The organism is Planctomycetota bacterium (assembly GCA_035384565.1).
Taxonomy (GTDB): Bacteria; Planctomycetota; PUPC01; order DSUN01; family DSUN01; genus DAOOIT01.
Genome location: DAOOIT010000003.1, coordinates 1 through 22,983 on the forward strand (window position 1 = coordinate 1; position 22,983 = coordinate 22,983).

A 22,983-nucleotide genomic window follows, 5' to 3' on the forward strand; every position below is an offset into this window, starting at 1 on the left:
ATATCATCGCATGCCCACGTCCACTTGGGAAGATGCACTTGACCGGACGCTTACAGAATAGATGCCAACAGCATTCATCTCATATTCTTGGGACAGCGACGCTCACAAGGATTGGGTGCGCAATCTCGGCATTCGGCTTCGGAAAGATGGCGTCGATGTGACCCTTGACCAGTGGCACCTCGTGCCCGGAGATCAATTGCCCCAATTTATGGAGAAAGCAGTCCGTGAGAGCGACTATGTCTTGATCGTGTGCACCCGGCAATATCGTGACCGGTCGGACAATCGCGTTGGAGGAGTGGGATACGAGGGCGACATCATGTCCGCCGAGGTGTTCAATGACCGAAATCAACGGAAATTCATCCCGATCCTGAGGGAAGCCCCGTGGGCTAGCGCCGCCCCGTCGTGGCTCAAAGGGAAGTACTATGTCGATCTTTCTACGGACCCTCTTCCGGAAGCGCAGTATCAAGACCTTCTCAACACGATGCTTGAGACACGGCCACAGGCCCCTCCGGTCGGCAAGATTCAAGGGCATCCCTCTGCTGTAAAAAACTCCGCAGGGAAGCCGAGTCATGTACCACCGGCCCCGGGTGCTACCGCCTTTGAGCCGATAAAGATCACCGGTGTCGTCGTCGACGAGATTGGAATCCCAAGAGGCGATGGTTCTAGGGGCAGTGCGTTATACCGCGTGCCTTTCCGTTTTTCACGACGACCTCCAGCAGAGTGGGCCGAACTGTTTGTCCAGTGTTGGGATCATCCGTCTCGATTCACCACCATGCATCGCCCTGGCATCGTGACCGTTGAAGGCGATAAGGTCGTCCTCGACGGCACTACGGTCGAGGAGGTAAAACAGTACCACCGGGACACGCTGATCTTGGCCGCCAACGAGGCCAACCGCTTGTATGCGGAGCACCTGCAGCGTATCAGACAGCAACAGGAGCGGGAGACAAAGCGCATTGACGACCACAAGCGTTCGGCTGGAGACATTGCTGGGCAGATCGATTTCGGAGATGATTGAAGGCCGGACTATCGAGGAATCCAACCGCAATCGGCAGAGGAGGTAGAGCGATGGCGTGGACGGATGAACAACTTCGCCGCATATATGACCGGACGCAGGGGAAATGTCACATCTGCGGGAAGAAGCTGGCCTTGAAGAACTATGGCGTCCACGGCTCGCGTGGTTGTTGGTCTGTCGAACACTCGCATGCACGGGCACTGGGTGGCTCCGACCACGGGAACAATCTCTACCCTGCCTGCATCAGTTGCAACTCCAGTAAAGGCAGCGGCACCACGCGTTCGGCTCGTGCCCAGCACGGGCGCACACGGGCTCCTCTATCGAGAAAGGCAGAGCGGAAAGTGCGGGTGAAGAACGCTGTCGCAGGGGCTGGCATTGGGGCTGTCATCGGTGGTGTTTTGGGCGGCCCTCCCGGAGCCGTTGTAGGCGGTCTTTTTGGCGGTGCCGTTGGCCATGAGGCGGACCCCGAGTAGCTCATCGCAAGGAGGACAAGCCGTGGCGTTTCAGACACCGATTACGATAAAAGAGGCAGTCGAAAGTATTCACGCCAAGAAATTCCTACTCCCGGCGATCCAACGGGAGGTGGTCTGGGAGACGGATCAGATCGCTCGACTGTTCGACTCTCTCATGCGTGACTACCCCATCGGGTCGTTTCTCTTTTGGCATGTAGACAAGAAGAACGTGGGTGGCTACCAATTCTATGAGTTCGTGCGAGACTATCACGAGCGAAACAGCCGCCATAATCAGAAGGCCAACGTCAGCGGGGATGACGACATCACGGCTATATTGGACGGGCAGCAACGGTTGACCTCGCTGTACCTCGGGCTTAAGGGATCCTACGCTTACAAGGAGCCGCGAAAGCGGTGGGACAACCCCCAGGCGTTTCCTGTGCGACGACTTTTCTTGAATCTTCTCGGTCCCAAGAAGAACGGGGACGAGACCGACATGGTCTATGACTTCGCGTTCTTGACCGCCGACGAGGCGCAAGGCGAGTCCAACGGCACGTTTTGGTTCCGTGTGGGCGACATCCTCGATCTCAAGAAACAGTTCGAGGTGAATAACTACCTGATCGAGCACGGATTGATGCAACGACCAGAAGCCCAAGCGAAGTTCGCCAACGAGACGCTTTTTAAGCTGTGGTCGGTCGTTCACGAGGCGAGAGTTATCAATTACTTCCTGGAGAAGGACGAGAGCCTCGACAAGGTATTGAACATCTTCATCCGCGTCAACAGTGGCGGGACTATCTTGAGCTACTCGGACCTCCTTCTCTCGATTGCCACGGCGCAGTGGCGTCAGCGCGACGCCCGGGAGGAAATCACTTCCTTCGTGGACGAGTTGAACAACATGGGGGATGGTTTCAACCTCAACAAGGACTTGGTGCTCAAGAGCGCGCTGGTCTTGGCGGACTTCAACGACATCGCATTCAAGGTGGACAATTTCAACAAAAGCAACATGCTGAAGATTGAGAGGCAATGGGATGAGATTGCTGGTGCCCTACGCGGAGCCGTCCGGCTGATAGCGAGCTTTGGCTATAGTCGCGATACATTGACGGCTAACTATCCCATCATCCCCATCGCCTACTACCCGAAGGTGCGCGGGCTCCCGAAGAATTTCGACATATCCGGCAAGTACGCGGATGATCGGGAAGCAATCCGGCGGTGGTTGATCCTGTCGCTTGTGAAGAGAGTGTTCGGTGGCGCTTCCGACACTGTCTTGCGGCCAGTCCGGGATATCTTGCGCGATGCAAAAGACGGATTTCCGTTGCAGGGCATTCTCGCCAAGTTCAAGGGTACGAACAAATCCCTCGCATGCACCGAGGATGATGTTGAGAACCTCCTCCATTACGAGTATGGGCAGGGATACACGTTCTCGGTCCTGGCGCTCCTCTATCCGACTCTCGACTTTAGAAACCGATTCCACATCGACCACATACATCCACGCAGCCTGTTCACGAAGGTGAAACTGCGGCAGCGCAAGGTTGAGGACGCCGACATCGACTTCTGTTTGGAGAACGTCGATCTCCTGCCGAATCTGCAACTGCTCGAGGGCGTACCGAACCAGGAGAAGAGCGACACCGAGTTCGCGGAGTGGTTCAAGGCGAATCACAAGACGCCGGAGGCCAAAGCCGACTACATGAAGCGGCACTACATCCCAGACGTCGATCTGGTGCTGTCGAACTTCCGCCAATTCTTCGAAAAGCGAAAGGCAAAGCTCCGTCAGGCGTTGAGGTCCCTGCTGGGCGTGACTGGCGACCAACAGCGGGATGCATCCTCCAAGGATAATGTCAAAACAAACTGAATGGGACTATTATGAGAGCGAAGAGGCCACAACCTCTGATCAAGAACCGCAGCAAGAAACCTACAGACAAAGTCACGCCACCCCAGTTGATCCGCCATTACGAAAAGCTCTCGCCGAAGGAGACGGACGAGCTGGTCGGCGACATGGCTGACTTGGTGGTCGAGTGCTTTCTCAAGAAGCGCGCCAAGCCATCGACGACGGCGGACGGGAAGCAGGCTCATAAGCCCAATGAGCCTCCGCATGAGCCCGCATGAGTCTGCCCATGAGCCCGATGAGCCTGGACATGAGCCTCGTGAGCCTGACAGGCCTTGGCCGCGAGCCCAAGGACGGCATAATCATGCGGAACGTCGCACAAGGCGCTCTACGGTGACGATGAATGGCTCGGTTGGGCCGTCAAAGAGCGCCGTAATTGGCGTGATGAGTTGGGGGGACGGTTCAAACGAGTGCCAGTCGCCCCGACCATTCCTCACGAAGGCCCGTTCGGCCACGAAGCCGAACGGGCCTCTCTCTTCAACGGAAGAACCCCGCTTTCCTGCCGGGCCTCCCCGCGATACAATGGACGCTCCGTGGGACGGCCCGTACGAGCAGTCATCAGGGCGAGGGAGGGATTCCGGAGACCTGTTTCGCATGACACGCTCCCTCCTCCTGGCACTCGGCCTGTTGCTGGCTGCGCCCCGGCCCTCCGCGATGGGCGCCGCGACGGCCGGCTTCCCCACCGAAGACGACTTCGTCGTAGTGTCCGACCCCGCGTCGCCGCGCGTGGCCTATGCCCTCCAGCGCGAGAGGGGGCGCCTGACGGTGGTGGTCGAGGCGGCCGCAGACGGCGAGCCGACGGTAGCGCTGGGGCTCCACGGCGCGGCCACCCTCGTCCTGTCGGACAAGGATGCCGTCGTCAGGCGAAGCGACGGAGCCGTCCGCTTCACGTTCTCGGCGCCGGGCGACTGGTCGGCGTTGCGCCTGGGCCTCGCCGTGGCCTGGGCGGGCGGGCCGTTCGGCCAGCCCCGCCAGCGCGAGCGCTTCCGCCACACCGGCGGCGCGCCCCATGCCCCGCTCTCGACGAATCCGGCCGACTGGCTTCCCCTCGACCTCGCCGAGCACGAGGCCCTGGTGGCCGACCGCCGCAAGCGCATCGCGTTCGACTTCGAGCAGCCGATGGAGGGCAAGGCCACGATCGTCCTCGAGGACGCCGCCGGGCAGCGCGTCCGCAACCTGCTCGCCGGCCGGCCCCTGGCCAGAGGCCGCCACCGCATCCCCTGGGACGGCCTGGACGAGCAGGGCAACGTGGCCTCGGCGGGGACCTATCGCTGGCGGGCCATCAGCCACCCCGGCGTGCGGCCCGAATACCTCTTCTCCTTCTGCAACGACGGCAATCCCCCCTGGCGCACCGGCTCGGGCACCGACATGTGGGGGCCCGACCACAGCACCCTCACCGCGGCCGCGGCGGGCGACGAGTGGACCTTTCTCGGCGGCTCCTGCGCCGAGTCGGGCTACGCCATGGTCGCCGTGGACGCCGCGGGCGTGAAGCGCATGCACTACAACCAGGTGCACGGCACCGGGCTGTGGAAGATCGCGCTCGCCGCCGGCGGCCGCTTCCTCTACGCCGCCCACGACGGCTTTGCCTGGGGCCAGCACGTGGATCGCAAGAAGCCCGACTGGAAGGCGCCGATGAGCCTCACCCTCATGCGCTTCGACGTCAAGAGCGGCCAGGTCGTGCCGTTCCCCGGGAACCAGCGCTTTGCCGTGGTGAGCACGCTGGAGGTCGGGCCAGGCTCCGCGAACCCCAAGTGGGAGGGGGCGGCCCTCGGCGGCCTGGCCTTCCTCGATGGCAAGCTCTACGTGAGCAACCGAGCCAGCAACGCCGTCGTCGTGCTGGATGCCGAGACGGCGAAGAAGGTGGACGACATTCCCCTCGACGGCCCTGGCGCCTTGGCGGCCCACGCTGGGCGACTCCTCGCGGTCTCGAAGAACGCCATCGTCCGCGTTGACCCCGTTTCGAAGAAGGCCGAGCGCGTGGTCGCCGGCCTCGGGTCCCCCGAGGGCGTCGCGGCCGACGCCGCCGGCCGCGTCTACGTGAGCGACGGCCAGAGTCACACCGTGCGCGTCTTCGACGCCGGCGGCAGGGCTCTCCGCGAGATCGGGAAGCCCGGCGGTCCCTACGCCGGCCCGTACGACCCTGAGCGGATGGTCCACCCCCGCGGCCTCGCCGTCGCGCCCAACGGCTGGCTGTGGGTCACCGAGGAGCGCTGGAACCCCAAGCGTGCCGTGGCCTGGGACCTCGCGGCCGCCAAGGTGGCGAAGGAGAAGTTCGGCCCCACCGCCTACGGGGCCAGCGAGGCCGGGTTCGACGAGGCCGACCCCACCCGCTGGATCGGCCAGGGCGCCGCCTGGAAGCTCGATTTCGCGCGCAAGGGCGCAGCGCCCACCAGCATCCTCTTCACGCGTCCGGGGCACGTGGGCGGCTTCTTCAAGCAGGCCCAATACGCCTTCCACCGGCAGGACGGGCGAACGTTCGTCGTCGGCCTCGGCGGCGTGACCAGCATCTCGGAGCTTCGCCCCGACGGCACCTTGCGCGACCTGGCCTTCGTGGGCTCCACCCACCGCCTCTGCTTCGCCTGCGACTGGAATCCGCCCGCGGCCTTCGTCGAGGCGTTCGACGCCGCCTACCCCACCCGCAAGGGCAAGCACGCCGACAAAGGCCCCGGCGTGCTGTGGGTGGACTCCAACGGCGACGGCCTCTGCCAGGCCGACGAGTTCGACTTCTCGACCGAGAGCGACCACTTCGCCGGCGCCTACTGGGGCCACCGCCTGCACGACCTGACGATCCGCGTGCCGGCCACCGTCCGGGGCCGCCGCGTGCTCGTGACGCTCGAGCCCCAGGGCTTCCTGCCGAGCGGCGCCCCGAAGTACCCGAAACTCAACGCCGCCTGCGCCGCCGCGAAGCCCGTGGACCTCGGCGGCAATGAGATCGAGACCGCCGTGGACCGCTTCGGCCGCGTGGTGGCCAACAGCGACCCCGAGATGAAGTGCTTCGCGCCCGACGGCCGCACGCTCTGGGCCTACCCCAACCGCTGGACCAACGTGCACGGCTCGCACAACGCGCCCCTGCCCGAGACCGGCGTGATGCAGGGCGCCCTCTACTTCCTCGGCATGGCACGCTTCGACGACCAGGCCGACGTCTTCGTGATGAACGGCAACCACGGGCGCTTTTTCGCCCTCACCTCCGACGGCTTCTACCTCGACGAGATGTTCAAGGACGTGCGGATGGGCGCCGCCATTGACGCCTATCTCATCGGCGGCGAGTGCTTCGGCGGCTTCTTCGGCCGGGCCGCCCCCGACGGCACGTTCTACCTCCAGAGCGGCCACACCGACTACCGCCTCTTCCGCCTCCACGGCCTCGCCGAGGCGCGACGCAGCCAAGGCACGGTCACCGTCGCGCCCGAGCAGGCCATCGCCGCCGCCAACAACCAGGTGCGCACCGCCGCCAGCGCCGCCGCCGGCGTACGCGAGGCCGCCGGCCCGTTCCGCTCCACGCCCCCAACCATTGACGGCAACGACGGCGACTGGCCCCGCAGCCCGGCCGTCCGCTGGGACAAGTCGGGCAAGTTCCCCGTCACCGCGCGCATCGCCTGGGACGCGCGATGCCTCTACCTCTTCTATCACGTCCAGGACCCCTCGCCGTGGGTGAACGAGGGCAAGGACTGGACGGCTCTGTTCAAGACCGGCGACTCCGTGGACCTCCAGCTCGGCGCCGACCCGAAGGCCGATCCCACCCGCCGCGGCCCCGTGCCGGGCGACCTGCGGCTCCTCCTCGCCCCGTTCCAGGGCAAGCCCGTAGCCGTGCTCTACCGCCACCGCGCGCCCGGCGCCGCCGACCCCGTCACCTTCACCTCCCCCTGGCGCAGCGAGAAGGTGGACTCGGTGGCCCTCGTGGACGGGGCGAAGATCGCCGTGACGAAGGGGGCGGACGACTACCGCGTCGAGGCCGCCATCCCTCTCGCTGCGCTGGGGCTGAAGCCGCCCGGCGTGTTCCGGGCCGACTTCGGCGCCCTCTACGGCGACCCCAGCGGCGCCATCACCATGCTCCGCTCGTACTGGGCGAACCAGGCCACGGGCCTCGTGAACGACGTGCCCGGCGAAATCATGCTCCACCCCAACCTCTGGGGCACCCTGAAGCTGGAAGGAGCTCAGGAATGACGACACGCTGCTCCTGGCTCCTCGTGGCGGCCCTTGCCTCATCGTGCGGCGCCGCACAGCTCGTGTGCGAAGGCATCCTCGGCAACTCGGGCGAGCAGGGCGAGACCCTCGTCCGCTTCGCCACCGCGCGCCCCGCCCGCGGCATGGGCGTGGCGGTGGACCGCTTCGGCTCGCTGTGGGACCGCGCGGGCGCAGGCCGCCTCAACCGCTACGCGCCCGACGGCCGCCTGCTCGCCCACTACCGCATCCCAGACCACACCGGCAGCAACGACCAGATCGCCCTCGTGGGCGACACCGTGGTGCTCCTCCTCGGCGATCAGCTCTACGCCCTGCCGATCACCGCCGCGCCTGGCAGCGAGGCCGCGAGCCTGGGCCTCCAGGCCCAGTGCATCTCCTTCGGCGCACACCAGGGCCGCATCGCCGCCGCCACGAAAGCCGACATCCTGCTCGTGGACCCCGCGACCCGCGACGCGAGGAAACTCGCGGCCTTCCCCGGCGTGCAGGCCCTCGACTTCGCCCCCGACGGCGCTCTGCTCGTCATGGCCGACTGGCGGGTCCACAAGCTGGCGGACGGCAAGCCCGTCTCCGACGGCTGGCCGAAGGGCTCGCCCGGCGAGCGCATGCAGTGCCTCGACGGCGGCGTCTTCGGCCACGCCTGGCACGGCACCATCCGGCGCTTCACCGCCGACCTCGAGCCCGCGCCGGGAGTCGTCCTGGGCGGGGCCTCGGGCAGCTTCATCGGCCACCTCGACCAGAACTCCGAGCTGAGCAACGGCCGCGGCATGGCTCTGGTGCGCCCGGGGCTCTTCGCCGTGTCCGGCCTCGGCGGCATCCTGCACCTGATGGCCTGGGACGCCGAGCGGCAGCAGATGACGCTCGTGCGCCGCATCGGCGCCGTGCCCGCCTGCCGCGGCATCGGGCTCGACCGCGAGGGCAACGTGTGGTGGCACGCCGGCTCGTGGAAGTGGGCCGACCGCCCCGACACCCCGCTGCGCTTCGGCGTGAACGCGCCCGAGCACCCAGGCGTGGCCCAGGTGGCCATGCTCGACAGCGACTCGATGGTCGCCCCCGGCAACCTGTGGGGCAAGCCCGCCTTCTACTACGGCCCCCTCACCCGCGAGGTGCAGGGCCAGCGGGTGGAGCAAGGGTGCGGGCTCAAGAACGACCGCGTCGGCTGCGCCGTCTACAAGAGCAAGGGCGCTCTCACCCTGCTCGCCACCAACGAGGCAGGGGAGGGGCAGGCATTCGCCATCGGCGCCGACGGCCGCTACGAGCGCGACCTCGGCGCCGTGGCGCTCAAGGCGGCGGCGCCTGTGAAGGCGTGGACGAGTCTGGCCATGAAAGGCCCCGACACGCTGCTCGGCGCGGCCGACGGCCACGTGGTCGAGATGGCCCGCGACGGCAACGATTGGAAGGAGACCCGCCGCTGGCGAGCCGATTTCGGCCCCGCGGTCTGGATCGCCGCCGATTCGGGAAAACTGTGGGTGGCTGACCGCGACCGCCATCGCGTTGTGGTGCTCGACCTCGCCACCGAGAAGGCCCTCGCCTCCTTCGGCACGCCCGACAAGGCGGGGGCCGACCTCGCGTCGCTTGCCGGCCCCACGGTGATCGCCGCGCGCGGCGAGCGCGCCGTGGTCTACGATGCGGGCAATCAGCGCCTGGTCAAGCTCGCCCTGCCCCGCGCACAGTTGACCGGAAAGGCGCCGCACGCCATAATGGCGGTCGCGAGCGGAGCGTCGGACCACTGGCTTTTCCGCCGACCGTGAGGATGGAGACAAGGGAATCACGATGGCAATCACCTTGAGACGGGCCGCATGGCTCTGGGTCGTCGCCGGCTGCGTGTCTGCACACGCAGGCGAGGTCGTGATGCACACCGAGGTGTGGGACAATACGCCCGAGGCGTTCGAGCGGTTCGACCAGCGGATCCGCGACTATCGGGGCCGCAACCTCCTCGGGCGCAAGGGCGTGGCCGTCGTGCCCGACCGGGGAAACACCATCGGCGGCGTCCCGTGCCTCCACGACGGCGACGCCGGCGAGCGGGGCGGGGAGGGCCGGGCCAACGTGAACGGCTCGCCCTCCGTCGTCGCCTTCTACCTCGGCCAGCCGAAGCCGATCACGCAGGTGGGCGTCTTCAGCTTCAACGGCGACCGCCGGGCGAACCAGGACTTCGAGGTGCGCTTCGCCGACAACAGCGCGAACCCGGGCAAGCTGCCCCAGTTTCCCGAAGGGCCGCACCTCACGTCGGGCGACAAGATTCTCGGCCGCAACGGCGGCGGCTTCCACACCTGGTTCGTCGAGAAGGGCGGCGGCACACTCGTGCCCGGCAAGGCCGACTGGGTGGAGTTCCGCCTCTGGCGCACCTACAGCGTCGAGGCGGGCCAGCCCGCGAAGACCGACAGGCCGAATGGCTGGTCGGCCATCGTCGAGCTCGAGGTCTTCGGCGACGAGGGCGATGTGGTGACGCCTTCGAAGGAGGAACTCGACCGCCGCGCCGCCCTCAAGAAGGCGCCCAGACAGCCCGCCTACGAGAAGAAGGCCACCTGGCAGGAAACGATGATCGCCGCCCGCGAGGGCATCGTGCGCTGGGAGACCGAGCTGGACCTCCTCGTGGCCCCCGACGCGGGGGTGACGTTCGGCCCGTGGCACCTCATCGGCCCCTTCGCGGCCGGCAGCAAGGAGGCGCGGGAGACCGAGGGCGCCCGCAGGATTGACCTCGCCAAGGGCTGGCGGCAACTCCCCGAACTCAAGGACGGCGCGATGGCCGAACTGGCCAGGCCGCTGAACGCGAAGCCCGGCGAGATGATCTTCCTGTGCCGCACGGCCAGGATCGAACGCGTGCTCGACCGCCAGAACCCCTTCGCCATCGGCCTCGGCCTGGGCGCCGGCCGCGTGAGCCTGCTGCCCCATCGCCGCACCGTCGCGGCCCGCCGGCCCGACGAGCCCGCCGCGCCCAACCAGGTCACCTGGGCCTTGCAGGACGGGCAGGGCGACTACCAGGTGCTCGCCGCGCTGCCCGTGGCCGCCGACGGCACCGCCGCCTTCTGGTTCACGCCCCAGCCGCCGGGCACCCGGCCCGGCGCGGGCAGCGACAACCACCGCATCGGCCGCCGCGAGGCGCTCTACGAACAGCTCAAGAAGGACTTCCCCGACCCCGTGAGCGTCAAGCAAATCGCCTGGGAACAGGAAGACAGCATCTGGATCGCCTTCGAGCGGCGCGCGATGTCCAACTACCAGAAGTTCCTGAGCGATTGGGTGCCGGGGAATCCCCTCTTCCTCGTGCGGCAGTATACCGAGGCCGCCGACCTCCGACGCGCGAAGCTCGAGAAAGCGCTGCTCGCCGAACCCGATGCACTGAGGGCGAGCGTGGGGCGCTGGCTGGAGGCCGCCAGAGGCGCCGCGACGCCCAGCGACGTCGCCGCCGCCCGCGCCCGCTACTACGCCCTCGCCACCGTGCAGGAGGCCGTGGCCGAGGCCCACCGAGTCGAGTCCATGCGCCTCGCTGTCGAGGACCAGCGCGAGACCTTCGGCGAGCGCTACCCCAAGGCGGCCGAGTACCTGGCCCGCATCGCCGCGCTCGCGGGGCAAGCGGACGCTGCGCTCGCCGCCGCGCTGGCCGGAAGGGCCGACGCCCTGGCCGCCGTCCTGGGCGTCCGCGCCGAGGCCGACCAGGCGAGCAGCGAGATTCTGCTGGCGAATCCGCTGCTCGTGGGCATGGACAAACTGCTCCTCGTGCGCGGCGGCCCCGGCTTCACCTCCAACTGGAGCGGCCCCAACAGCCTGGGCAGCGAACTCGTCGTGCTCTCGCCCGTGCGGCCCGACGGCGAGGTGAAGGTGATCCACACCGCCCAGGGCAGCCTGAGCAATTTCGACCTCCGCTTCGACGCGGCGAAGATCCTCTACTCCAACGGCCGCCACCTCTTCGAGGTCAACGCCGACGGCACCGGCCTCCGCCAGATCACGAACCAGGCCGACCCCCACGTGTTCCACTACGACCCCTGCTACCTGCCCGACGGCAACATCCTATTCGTCTCCACCGCCTGCGAGCAGGCCGTGCCCTGCACCGGCCAGTGGTACGTCGGCAACATCCATCTGACGGACGCCGAGGGCAGGAACGAGCGGCGCATCACGTTCGACCAGGACCATAGCTGGAACCCCACCGTTCTCAACAACGGCCGCGTCGTCTACACCCGCTGGGAGTACACCGACACGCCGCACTACTTCAGCCGCCTGCTCTTCCACATGAACCCCGACGGCACCGAGCAGATGGAGTACTACGGCAGCAACTCGTATTGGCCCAACGCCATGTACTGGCCGCGGCCCATCCCGGGCCACCCGACCGCGATCGCCTGCATCGTCTCCGGCCACCACGGCGTGGGGCGGATGGGCGAGTTCCTGCTGCTCGACCCGGCCAAGGGCCGCCAGGAGGCCGACGGCGTGGTGCAACGCATCCCCGGCCGCGGGCAGCGGGTCGAGCCGATCATCGAGGACGGCCTGGTCAGCGAATCGTGGCCCCGCTTCGCCATGCCCTGCCCGCTCGCCGAGCCCGAGACCAACCTCGGGGCGGGCAAGTACTTCCTCGTCACCTGCAAGCTCACCCCCTGGTCGCCCTGGGGGCTGTACCTCGTGGACGTGTTCGACAACATGACCCCGCTGCTGATGGGCGGCTACTCGATGGCCACGCCGCTCCGCCCGCGGCCGCGGCCCCCCGTGATCCCGCCCAAGGTGGACCTCGCCAGCCGCGAGGGTGCAGTGTACATGGTGGACATCTATTCCGAAGGCAACCTCAAGGGCTATCCGCGCGGCTCCATCAAAGCGCTCCGCGTCGGCACCCACCACTACCGCTACGGCGACAACGGCGACACCTATGCCTCGTCGCACGACGGCGGGTGGGACGTCAAGCGCATCCTCGGCACCGCGCCCGTCTACCCCGACGGCTCGGCCCACTTCCTCGTGCCCGCGAACACGCCCATCTTCATCCAGCCGCTCGATGCGGAGGGCAAGGCCGTACAGACCATGCGAAGCTGGTTCACGGCCATGCCCGGCGAGACCCTCTCGTGCACCGGCTGCCACGAGCGGCAGAACACCGTGCCGCGCAACATCCTCACCGAGGGCGTCAAGCGCCGCCCCGTCGCCCTCACGCCCTGGCACGGCCCCGCCCGCGGCTTCAGCTTCGACCGCGAGGTGCAGCCCGTGCTCGACCGCCGCTGCGCCGGCTGCCACGACGAGAAGCACCGCCTCGACCTCCGCGCCAAACGCCTCCACAAGAACCCCGGCGACCGCTACAGCCCGGCCTACATCAACCTCGCCCGCTACGTGCGTCGCGCCGGCTACGAGGCCGACTACCATCTCGCCGCCCCCGCCGAATGGGAGGCCACCACCAGCCACCTCGTCCAGATGCTCAAGAAGGGCCACAACAACGTCCAGCTCACGCCCGACGAGTGGGAGCGCCTCTACGCCTGGATTGACTTCAACGTGCCCTATCCCGCCAACTGGCGCGAGAGCCACCGCCCGCCCACCGACGAACAGGTCGAGCGCCGCGCGAAATACAAGAAGCTCCATGCCAACCTCGACGATCAGGACGAGGCCCCGCTCCCCCTGCCCGAGGTCGTCGCCTTCGAGCCGCCGGCCCCCGAGCCGCCGCGGCCCGCCCCCGTGCAGCTCGACGGCTGGCCCCTCAAGCCCGAGGACGCCGCGCGCCTCCAGCGCGAGACGAAGCTCGACACGCTGGCCCTCGACCTCGGCAGCGGCGTGACCATGACGCTCGTGCCCGTGCCCGCGGGCAGGTTCGTCATGGGCGACGTGGCCGGCTTCCCCGACGAGTTTCCTGAGACGGTCGCCGTCATCGCCCAGCCCTTCTACATCGGCCAGTTCGAGGTCACCAACGAGCAGTACGCGCAGTTCGACCCCGCCCACGACAGCGCGTACATGGACGGCCGCGGCAAGGACCGCTTCACCCGCGGCTACCCCGTGAACGAGCCGAGGCAGCCCGTCATCCGCGTCACATGGCACCAGGCGATGGCCTTCTGCGACTGGCTCTCGCGCAGGACCGGCCAGCGGGTCACGCTGCCCACCGAGGCCCAGTGGGAGTGGGCCTGCCGCGCCGGCACGGCCACGCCCTGGAGCTTCGGCGCGAAGGCCAACAGCGTGGCCAACTTCGCCGACGCCTCCATCGCGGGCTGGAACTGGGGCCGCTGCGAGCCCGACTACTCCGACGGAGCGCGCTTCAGCGTGCCCGGCGGCCAGTTCAAGCCCAACGCCTGGGGCCTCTACGACATGCACGGGAATGTGGCGGAGTGGACGCTCAGCAGCTACCGGCCCTACCCCTACCACCCGGGCGACGGGCGCGACGACCCGCGGTCGGGCGAGCCCAAGGTCGTGCGCGGCGGCTCGTGGAACGATCTGCTGGCCTTCGGGCGCTCGGCCTCGCGGTGGGGCTATCCGCCGCACCAGCCGGTCTACAACGTCGGCTTCCGCGTGGTGGTCACCCCCGAGCGCAAGGTGGCCCTTCAGCCAGCGGCGCGGTGAGTCGCCCGCCACGATTCCAGCTCATCAGGGCTCAGCGATCCTGACGCGGCGGCCGTTGGGTCAGCGTGCGGCCGGGCTGCGGCGCCAGCGAGGGCCACCCCATAACCCTCTATGCCGCAATGGCTTACACTCTCCGCTCACTCGCCCTCCCATACTTGCTCATCCCGCGGGTGAGCAAGTATGGCCGGAGCCGCGAGAATCGCCGATTCTCGCCCATCTGCCCATACCTGCTCACTCCCCCCTCTCAGGGTTGAGCAAGTATGGGCGGGCGCGCCCGCCAGACCCCGAAGAGCCACGATTCCGAGTCAGAGCCCGCGAATCTGCCATAGGCGAGGCATCCCTGCCCCGCGAGATGGGAGGCAAGAGCCACGCGGGGCACAGAGGCCCCGCCCACACGGATTCAGAACCGCGGCGGGTCATTCAGGGCCGGAGCACCAGCTCCTTGTCGCCGTCGAGCGTCACTTTCTCCTCCTTGCCGCCGGCCCGGACGGTGTAGGCGGCGCAGGGGAGCTTGTCCCTGCCGTTCACGCGGTACTCGGGCAGCATGGCCTTGGCGAGGCCGGCGTCGTCGGTCCTGAGCTTCGCGGCCTCGCGGCCGTCCGAGTCGGACGTGACGACGGCCTCTGCGCCCTTGAGCGGCTGGCCCGCGGCGTCGGTGAGCTTCACGGTGAGGGTCCAGCCCACGAGATAGGTGGGCGTGCCGGTGCCGTCGAGGGCGACGCCGAAGGCGCAGTTCTCGAAGCGGTTCGAGTAGAACTCGGTGTCGTTGGCCGTGTACTTCCACCAGCCCATCTTGACGGGCTGGAAGTCGGCCGGGGCGTTGGGGGCCTTGGCGATCGTGTTGTTGTAGAAGCGGTGGAAGCGCGAGGGGCCGTAGCGCCCGCCGAGCCAGATGGCCGGCACGTTCGACGTGATGCGGTTGCTGAACCAGTCGGCCCCGCTCTTCACGCCGCTGATGAAGATGGCCGCTGTGGCCACGTTGCTCTTCGGGTCCGGGCAGTCCACCGTGATCTCGTTGTCGTAGATGTGGTTCGTGCCGCCGCCGCAACTGTAGTGGAAGCCGTAGGCGGCGGGGATGTAGCGGTCGAACTGCGGATAGGCCCGCGCCGTGACGTGGAGGGTGTTGTGGTGCACGCGGTTGTTGTAGCAGCCGTCGGGGCTGCCGGGGTCGCGGTCGTAGTCGCTCATGCGGATGGCGTTCTGGCTCCAGTCGGAGTAGCGGTATTCGCAGTTGGGCGGCGCGGTGGCGATCTGGAAGGAGTTGTGGTGCACCTCGTGGTTCTGGCCGCTGATGTAGATGCCCGAGCCCTGGATCGGCTCGAAGCGGTTGTTGAAGATGCGGTTGCCGCTGCGCCCGCAGGCGATGCTGTAGTGGTTCGTGACCGTTTGGTTGTTGACGAACAGGTTGTCGCGGACGACCGAGCCGGTGCCGGGATTCAGGCAGCCCTGGCCGCCGAGGAACTCATTGCCGGCGACCTCGGTGCTCGCGAACAGGTTCACGGCCACGGCGGTCTGGTTGTGGCGGTCAATGATGAACGGGGTGTCAATCTCGAAACGGCAGTCCCGCACCTCCGCCTTCGCGATGTCAGCCGCGTTGGTGTTGATGCCCGAGGCCACGACCTTGAGGTTCTCGAGCCTGACGAGGACGTCTTTGGCCGTGGACTGGATGGCCCACGAGCGGATGCCGACGGTGCCGCTCTGGATGACGCCGTTCCTGATGGTGACCGTGCCCGCGCCGTTGACGATGGGGATGCCGAGGGCCTTCTCCTTGCCGAACAGGCTGAAGAAGGCGGTCGCATCGCCGTCGAGGACGCACTTGTAGTAGGCCCAGGGGCGAATCTCCTGCACGATGCCCACGCCCACGTCGAGCGCGGGGCGGATGTCCACCTCGTCAATCAGGCAGTCGCCCTTCTCGGCCTTCACGCGGATGCGGTACTTGCCGGCCGGCTGGCCGAAGAGGAGGGCGAACACCACGCCGCCGCCCAGCTTCGGCGAGCGGGCCACCTCGGGGCAGGCGGGCCGCACGTTGTTGCCGAAGCGGAACTTGCAGTCCACGGGCCGCCCCTGCGCGTCGTCCACGTTGATCGTCACGGCCATCTCGCGGGTGGCCACGGCGCACAGGGCGTAGTAGGGGCGGTCGGCGACGGGCAGGGTGATGTAGGGCGAGAGGAGTTCCTGGCCCTCGGGCAACTCGCAGATGCTCTTGCCGATCATCGGTCGAACGTCGGCCGAGACCACTTTGGCCCCCGGCGCGCGCGCGAGGTCCCAGCCCTTGAGGCCCTCCTCAAAGCCGTAGTTCGGCACGTGCTCGTAGTTGCCCGCCGCGTAGGTGAGCGTGTGGCCGTTGAGGTCGAGCGTCACATCCTTGCCCAGGTAGATCGGCGTGCCCTCGCTGGCCACGTCGGCCATGAGCACATAGGTCTTGCCCGCCTCGGCGTAGCAACCGGGCTTGGTCACGGGCACCTCGCCAGCGGCCAGTTGGGTTCGGGGCGTGGTCGGGCGATAGCCGGCCAGGGCCGTCGCCTGCCCGAGGGCCGCCAGCAGGGCGCACGCGAACGGGGCATTCCGCATCACGGACTGTCACTCCTACCTCTTCGGCGGCGCGGCCTCACGGACCACGGCGCCGTCGGTTTCGCTCAATACGAGCAGGGAGAAGCGCTCCACGTTATCAATCTCGTTGGTGCTGAGCGAGGCGTAGTCGAACCGCCCGCGGAGGTCGGTGTAGCCGTCCTTGTAGAACTTCACCTGGCCGTCCTGCATGCGGGCGTAGATCTTCACGTAGACTTTGGGCAGGGGCTTGGCGCCCTGCTCGGTGGTGACCTTGACCTGGCCGTACGGCTCGATGACCTGGAGGGCCAGGGCGTTGGAGTAGTAGGCCTGCGCCTTGGTCATGCCGCCCGCGGTGATCTCGATCATGACGTTGCTGTTGTGGAACTTGGCGGGCAGGTCGAAGGTGAGCGTGGGCTTCGCGGGGTCGAGCTTCACCGTGGCCACCTCGTTCGGGCGGATGTAGGCGAACTGGCCGGTCTGGGCCTGCACGAAGGGGTTGCGCGAGAACAGCAGCTCGATGTCCATCAGGTAGTAGCGCACGAGGGCCTCGGAGAGGTTCTGGTAGTTGAGGGTGATCTTCCTGGCCTCGACCTTGAAGTCGAAGCTGCCCTCGGTGGCGGCGAGCGCGCCCTGCTGCTGGGCGTGGTCGTCCTTGTCCACCACCTTGGCGCCCTTGCCCTCGATCTCGTCGAGCTGGGCGATGACGTTGGCGAACGCCTGGCGCCAGCGGTCCACCGGGTGGTCGGCGTACTTGGCGGCGATGGCCCGGGCGGCCTTGGGCGCATCGCTGTAGAAATCCAGGTAGGCCGCGAAGTAGTCGTGCTGGAGCCTCGTGGCGAGCTTCGCGGCGTCCACGCGGCCGAAGAAGCCCAGCGCGTCCTCCACGCGGTCCTGGAGGAGCAGGTAGTAGGTCACGCTCATCAGGTCGTTGTCGTCGAGCGTGGGCCGATAGGTGAGCACGCGGAGCAGGCGCAGGTACTGCTCGTAGAAGCGGTCGTTGAGAATCTTGCGCGTGCGGCCGAGGCGGTGGGCCCGGGCGTTGACGAGCGGCCAGTACTCCATGTGCTGGTAGCTCTTGCGCACCACAGGGTCGAGGGTCACGAGTTTGCAGTCAATGTAGGCGCCGCAGCGGGCCAGGAAGTCGTCGCAATGCTGGAGGAACTCGCGGGCGGCGGCGGGGTCGTCGTGCTTGAGGCTGTAGGACCAGAGGGTGTGGTTGTACACGTGCCGCTGGGCGAGCACGGGCAGCAGGCGGGCGAAGAAGGCCGCGTCCTGAGCCCGCCAGGCGATGCGGTCCAGGTTCGTGCGGTCCAGGTTGTTCGCCTTCAGGTAGGCGAACACCTCGTCCTCGGTGCCGTTCTGGGAGATGTAGTCCCACGACGCCGTGTCTACCTTGCTGGGCTTCTCGACGACGTGGAGCGTGACGGGCTGGGCGAAGGCGATGAGCTTCTCGAGCCTGGCCACGTGCACGGGGTAGTGGGTGAAGTCGCCCGGGCCGGGGAAGTAGAAGTAGAACTCGACGGTCTGGGTGTTGAAGGGCTGGAGGTCCATATGGAAGCTGCGGGTGTAGAGGCCGTTGTTGACGGGGATGGCGCCGCGGGGCACCTGGATGAGGACGTCGAGTTTCTGGGGCGAGGAGGTGGGGTTGGTGATGACCACGTTGCAGCCGTAGACCACGTGGGTGAGGAACTCGTCGGTGACGTACTTGTCGAAGCGCTCGTTGCCCTCCATGCGGTAGCGGTCGCCGTGGCGGAAGAAGTTCTGGCTCACGAGGATGGGGGTCTTCTCGTCGGCGAGGGCGGCGTCCTTGATCTCCTTGTGGAACACGACCATGGGGCTGGCGGCCCCGAGGGTGAAGCGGGCGCCCTCGGCGGCCGGCTTGTGCGGGCCGGCCTCGAACGGCAGGTCGAGCACGGCCAGGGCCAGCATCATCTCGGTGAAGCTGCGGCTGGCCTCGGCCAGGTGGCGCGAGAGGAACGGCCCCTTGCCGTCGTGGGCCGCGTAGTCGTTCCAGAAGGCGTTCACGGTGACGAGGCCCGCGTTCTGGTTCTCGATGGGCAGGTGGTAGTAGTTGTTCTCCACCCACTCCCTGGTCTGCTCGAGCTTGCGGAAGAGCTGGCGGACGGACTTGCGTCTGGCGTCGTCGCGCGCGTGGAAGGCCACTTCCTTGTCGGCCTCGCGCTCGACGGCGAGGTCTGCAAGCTCGACGGCATCGGCCTTCTTCAACTGGTCGCGGAACCGGGCGGCGTCCTTGCCATCGGCTGGGACCTCCCCGGCGGCCCGGTCGGCGCCGGCAATGCCGGGCGCGGGCTTGGCGGCGGGCGCGGGCGGCGGGGCGGCCGCGGGCTCGGCCGCGGCGCGCGTGGCGCCCGGCTGGGCCTGGCCCAGCTCGGCCAGCTTCTCGGCTCTCTCCTCCTTGAGGGCCTTGGCGCTCTCGCGCGCCTTGAGCACGCCCAACTCGTCGCTGGTCTCGAGCGCGCGGCCGCGGAGCGCCGTCCTGAACAGGTGGTTCAGGCGCTCGAGGTCGGGCGGGAGGAGGTCGAGCAGGTCCTTCACGTGGCGGGCGGTGTGGGGCGCCTCGCCGGCCAGGCGCTGGGCCAGCAGGATGCGTTCGACCACGTTGAGGCGGCCGAACGCCCACGGCTTGAGGTAGCCCGACAGGTCGCTGCCGAGCAGCCAGTGGTCGAGGAAGGTCTTGTCGCGCTTGTTGGCCAGGTAGGGCAGGATGACGGACTTGAAGAACTCGGGGTCCTTCTTCGAGAGGAAGAAGCTCAGCTCGTGGCAGGCGTACTTCGAGTAGAGTTCGCGCTTCTCTTCGGGCTTGAGCTTGGGCCAGCGGGTGACGAAGCCGAACTCGACGAGGTTCGGGTCGTTGCTGAGCGTGACGTAGAGGGCGTAGGCCTTGGCGAGGGTGTCGTAGGGCTGGAAGTCGCTCGTTGTGATGTCAGCCACGGCGAATTGGCCGCCCTGTGGCACTACGGTGATCTGCTTCTGCTCAGTGAAGTGCTTCTTGGGGTCGAGCGCGTCGGCGAGGCGCAGGTCGTTGAACTTCATCGGCGCCTCAGGCAGCGAGAGCTCGCGGTAGACCGTGTTGAGCGGGTCCACGGCCACGATGTGGACCTGGTGGTGGGGGCCGAGATCAGCGCGTTGGATCGTCACGATGCCCTTCTCGTCGGGGCGCAGGTTGGCCAGCACGGCTGCGGGCGCGCTCAGGAAGTCGAGCGTCGGGCTCACGCCGGCGGCCGCCTGGCGCTTCGCCAGGCCGCGACCGCCTGCGGACCTGGCGCCGCCGCCGAATGCGGCACGGCGCAGGTGTTCTTCGCCCTCCAGGGCCTCCTGCTGCTCGGTCTCGGTGGTGCGGATGGCCCAGGGGTTGAGCAGCAGACTGGGCCGGGCGAGCATGTTTCCCGGGTACTTTTTCGCGAGCTTGCGCTCGAGGATGTAGCGGTACTCGTCGCCGATGTCGCGGCCCGTGACGTAGAGCGACTCGGCCACGCCCTGGGTGGCGCGCGAGGGCTCGGCCAGCGGCACGCTCAGGAGGCCGAAGGCGTCGTACTCGGGCAGGTAGCGGGTGGCGAACACATGCACGCGAGCGAACTTCGTGGCGTTCTCGAGGGTGACCTTCACGCTCTCGGCATCGGCGGCCACGGCGGCGATCTGGAGCGGCTTGGGGTTCACCACCTCGAGGTGGCGGCGGTCGCCGAGCACGTGGCCTTCGGCCACCGCGCCGGGGGCGAGGCGAACGAGGATGCGTTCGTTCGCGCCTTTGAGCAACAGGTCGTAGTCGCCCGCGGGGAGGTCCTGAAGCTGAAGGAACCCGCCCTTGAGCGAGAGGGCGGCGAAGCGGTCCTCGACAAAGGTGTCGCCGCGGCGCTCCAGCAGCGACAGATCGGCGCGCTGCGGCTGCGCGGCCCCGGCCGTGTAGGGCACAAGCAGCGGCTCGCCGGCGCGGCCGTGCAGGCTGTCGGGGTAGCTGCGCCGCTCGCGCGTGAGGGGGAACGTGCGGGCCACGCCTTCCGGCCCCTGCGCGCGCACCCACTCGATGTCGGGCAGCGCGCCCAGCGTCACGCGGCCCTTCGCGTCGCTCTGGAGCGACACGTTCACCACGTCGCGGAAGTGCTTGTGCTTCAGCGTGAAGTGCACCGGGCGGTCGGGCTTGGGCTCGCCCGTCTTGCCCAGCACGTCGAGCACCCACTGCCCGCCCACGCGGCCGAGGAGCAGTTGCTCGATCTTGTCGCTGCGGTCAATCTCGTTCAGGCTGAACGCCTGATTCACCGCCAGGTCCATCTTCTTGTTCTGGCTGAGGTTCTGGACCTTGGCCTTGAGGGTGAACTGGATGGCGGCAAGGTTGTCGGGCACGGTGAACTCGTAAGTGGACTCGCGGTCCTCGAAGAGCTTGAAGTCGGGCACCTCCTTGGTGGTGTTCACGCCGTCGCGGTCGGTGGAGGTGATGACGAGGGCCGTGTCTTCAAGCACCGAGAGGGTGACGGGGATGCCGTTGAGCGTGAGGGCGGGGCGCACGATGACGCCGGCCGTCTTGCGCTTGAGCAGGCTCTCGCGGTCCACGTAAATCCCGGCCGCGAGCTGGTAGTTTTCGGCCTGGTGCTGGAAGTGATCCAGGGTTGCGAAGGCGCCGTGGGTCAGGATGATGGGCTGGCGGCCTGGGGCATTGCTGAAGGGCACCGTGATCGTGCCGTCCTTGTCGGGCGTGTATCTTTGGCCGGCGAGCCACAGGGCGGCGTCGGGCAGCTTCTTGTTCGCCTCGTCGAGCACCGTGAAGACGTGGCCGGCGACGCCCGAGCGGACCAGGAAGCGCAGGCGGCCCTTCTGGATGAGGGCGCGGCTGCTCATGCCGTTGCCGATGAACTCGACCACGTAGACGCCGCGCGGCTTGAGCGAGGGGAAGTCGAAGTGGCGCTTCACGCGCCGCAGGGCCGGGTCTTCGTACGTGTAAGTGTTTTCCTCGTTTGCGACTAGGCCGTCGAGGCTCACGGCTGTGTCTACCTCGCGCCCGTTGTCGCGGTAGTAGTTGAACGCGTTGATCTCGAAGACCTTCACGATGAGCGTCTTGACATTCTTCACCGCCAGGTCGAGGCCCACTGCCTCGTCGGGCGCGAAGAGGGTCTTGTTCGTGAACGCGAAATCAATATCCACCCGATCCTTGAGCGCCTGGTACTTCTCGGGCGGAAGCATGGCGTACCACTGCTCCATGTCGCCCAGGCCGTTGACGATCTTGGTCTCCGCGAACAGCTCCTTCAGGTAGATGTCGCTAATGTAAGGCTCGTAAGGCTTTATGGTGTCCTCAGTCAGGAAGTAGTGAGCCAGGTAGCTGCGAACGAGAGGCTCGTCATCACCGATCGGTGGCAGCAGGGTCACGTTCCGGTAGTCCGCCCCGCAGTTGACTGGGTACTGGCGGCTCTCCGCGAGGTCCATGAACTTCTGGTTGATGTAACCTACGGGGCGTGGGAGCTTTATGTAGGCCATGAAGCGGTCTTTGTCGTAGACGCCCTTGGCCCGGTCGTGGACGAGGCGACTGTAGAGCACGTGGGCGATGAGCGAGTTGTGCACGGGGGCGAGCCTGCTCACGAAGGCCCACAGGCGGTCGAGGTAGGCTTCGCGAGCCTTCTCATCGCGCTCCCAGTCTGCGTCTGGACCTGGCCAAAGCTTTGGTATGTAGGCATTTACGAAGTTCTGTTGGTTCAGCAGGTCGGGCTTGAGCTTCAGGCACTCTTCGAGCTGCGTGAGGAGCAGGTTGCGATGGATGGGGTGCGAGCCGAAGCCGCCGCTGTTCTGGTGGTTCAGGTCGTCCACGACCAGTTTGGGCAGGCTGGCGTGGTCGGGCCGCTGGAGGCGGGCGAGCAGTAAGCGTCGCTGGTCGGGGTTCAGGTCTGTGGCGATCAGCCAGTCCAGGGCAACGTCCTCAAAGCCGTCCAGGCTGTTGGGGTGGCGTGCGAACGCGGCCTGGATGAGCGCAGCACGGTCGAGGACCTTGGGGTCCAGCCCGGTGGGCAACTGGGGCTTCTGGCCGAGGATCTCACGCTGGTGGTTGAACTGGATGCCCAACCGCTGGCGGATGAACTCGAGGGATGCCTTCGGGTCCTTCTCGTACTTCAGAAGCGCTTGCCGGTTCTCGACTTCCATCACGCGATCGGTGCGGCCGTGGCGCTGGACCCACATGGGCAGCATGGCATCCACATCGGCCAGCTTCCCCGTGTTCTGGGCCTGGATGCAGTGGTAGTAGTAGTAGTCCTCGGTTCCCGGGATAAGCTGTTTGAGGGGCACCGTGCGGTCTTTCGCCAGGGCGAAATCCTCAGGGAACCCCACCTCGCCCGAGAGGCCCGCGGAACTCAGCCAGATCAGGCACGCAGACACCCCCACAGCCAGACGCCTCATGGTGGGCTCCT

9 protein-coding genes are annotated in these 22,983 nt (G+C 67.2%); 7 read left to right on the plus strand and 2 right to left on the minus strand.

Annotated features, from left to right (window positions below; translation table 11 throughout):
* Window positions 1-61 precede the first annotated feature (61 nt).
* The 7 genes from PLE19_01690 to PLE19_01720 all read left to right on the plus strand — a co-directional run bounded on the left by PLE19_01690 (window position 62) and on the right by PLE19_01720 (window position 14,029).
* Entirely contained in the window at window positions 62-1,015 is a 954-nt protein-coding gene (locus PLE19_01690; protein ID HPD13632.1) for a toll/interleukin-1 receptor domain-containing protein, read from the plus strand.
* A 50-nt stretch (window positions 1,016-1,065) separates the two neighbouring features.
* Window positions 1,066-1,485, plus strand: a complete 420-nt coding sequence (locus PLE19_01695; protein ID HPD13633.1) for an HNH endonuclease — start codon at window positions 1,066-1,068, stop codon at window positions 1,483-1,485.
* A 22-nt stretch (window positions 1,486-1,507) separates the two neighbouring features.
* Window positions 1,508-3,310 (plus strand): DUF262 domain-containing protein, encoded by a 1,803-nt coding sequence (locus tag PLE19_01700; GenBank protein ID HPD13634.1) that lies wholly within the window; start codon window positions 1,508-1,510, stop codon window positions 3,308-3,310.
* Window positions 3,311-3,321: 11 nt separating this feature from the next.
* Window positions 3,322-3,564, plus strand: coding sequence for a hypothetical protein (locus tag PLE19_01705; protein ID HPD13635.1), 243 nt, complete (start codon window positions 3,322-3,324; stop codon window positions 3,562-3,564).
* 373 nt (window positions 3,565-3,937) lie between these two features.
* Window positions 3,938-7,504 carry a FlgD immunoglobulin-like domain containing protein gene (locus tag PLE19_01710; protein ID HPD13636.1) on the plus strand — a complete coding sequence of 1,189 codons (3,567 nt, stop codon included), beginning with the start codon at window positions 3,938-3,940 and terminating at the stop codon, window positions 7,502-7,504.
* Window positions 7,501-9,270 (plus strand): hypothetical protein, encoded by a 1,770-nt coding sequence (locus PLE19_01715; GenBank protein ID HPD13637.1) that lies wholly within the window; start codon window positions 7,501-7,503, stop codon window positions 9,268-9,270. The genes PLE19_01710 and PLE19_01715 overlap by 4 nt, the downstream gene beginning before the upstream one ends.
* 22 nt (window positions 9,271-9,292) lie before the next feature.
* Window positions 9,293-14,029, plus strand: coding sequence for an SUMF1/EgtB/PvdO family nonheme iron enzyme (locus PLE19_01720; GenBank protein ID HPD13638.1), 4,737 nt, complete (start codon window positions 9,293-9,295; stop codon window positions 14,027-14,029).
* A 420-nt stretch (window positions 14,030-14,449) separates the two neighbouring features.
* On the opposite strand, the gene PLE19_01725 is transcribed toward PLE19_01720, so the two are convergent.
* Together PLE19_01725 and PLE19_01730 are read right to left on the minus strand one after the other, a co-directional pair.
* Window positions 14,450-16,603 (minus strand): hypothetical protein, encoded by a 2,154-nt coding sequence (locus PLE19_01725; GenBank protein HPD13639.1) that lies wholly within the window; start codon window positions 16,601-16,603, stop codon window positions 14,450-14,452.
* A gap of 12 nt (window positions 16,604-16,615) precedes the next feature.
* On the minus strand, window positions 16,616-22,972 hold the full coding sequence (locus PLE19_01730; protein ID HPD13640.1) for a hypothetical protein: 6,357 nt from the start codon (window positions 22,970-22,972) through the stop codon (window positions 16,616-16,618).
* Window positions 22,973-22,983 lie beyond the last annotated feature (11 nt).

Coding starts and splice junctions, on each gene's coding strand:
- PLE19_01690 (HPD13632.1), top strand. CDS start 62: ATGCCAACAGCATTCATCTCATATTCTTGGGACAGCGACGCTCACAAG.
- PLE19_01695 (HPD13633.1), top strand. CDS start 1,066: ATGGCGTGGACGGATGAACAACTTCGCCGCATATATGACCGGACGCAG.
- PLE19_01705 (HPD13635.1), top strand. CDS start 3,322: ATGAGAGCGAAGAGGCCACAACCTCTGATCAAGAACCGCAGCAAGAAA.
- PLE19_01710 (HPD13636.1), top strand. CDS start 3,938: ATGACACGCTCCCTCCTCCTGGCACTCGGCCTGTTGCTGGCTGCGCCC.
- PLE19_01715 (HPD13637.1), top strand. CDS start 7,501: ATGACGACACGCTGCTCCTGGCTCCTCGTGGCGGCCCTTGCCTCATCG.
- PLE19_01720 (HPD13638.1), top strand. CDS start 9,293: ATGGCAATCACCTTGAGACGGGCCGCATGGCTCTGGGTCGTCGCCGGC.
- PLE19_01730 (HPD13640.1), bottom strand. CDS start 22,972: ATGAGGCGTCTGGCTGTGGGGGTGTCTGCGTGCCTGATCTGGCTGAGT.